At 67.6% G+C, this 336-nt stretch carries 1 protein-coding gene; it reads left to right on the top strand.

Features of this window, described 5'->3' with window-relative positions; genetic code table 11:
• A partial coding sequence (locus tag HU735_RS26860; RefSeq protein WP_273018827.1) for a contractile injection system protein, VgrG/Pvc8 family occupies positions 1 to 336 on the top strand: 336 nt, incomplete at both ends.

The raw sequence follows: 336 nt of genomic DNA, 5'->3' as shown, positions 1-336 counted from the left end.
TGCGCTACGTACACGGCCTGATCAGCGCCTTCAGCCAGGGCGACACCGGCAACTGCCGCACCCGCTACCAGGCCGTGGTCGAGCCCAAGCTGGCCCGCGCCGGGCTGCGTTCGAACTGGCGCATCTTCCAGCAACAAAGCGTGCCGCAGATCCTCGAAACCCTGTTCAAGGCCCAGCGCATCACCGACTTCGAGCTGGGCCACAGCTTCCCCCACGCGCCCCGCGAGTTCTGCGTCCAGGCCGGCGAAACCGACCTCGACTTCATCACCCGCCTGGCCGCCGAGGAAGGCTTCATCTACCGCTTCGTCCACAGCGCCAAGGGCCACCGCCTGCTCG

This window comes from Pseudomonas sp. BW16M2 (assembly GCF_014268865.1).
Taxonomy (GTDB): Bacteria; Pseudomonadota; Gammaproteobacteria; order Pseudomonadales; family Pseudomonadaceae; genus Aquipseudomonas; species Aquipseudomonas peradeniyensis.
Note: the sequence above shows the minus strand (reverse complement) of the source record. Positions and strands in the feature narration are given on the sequence as shown.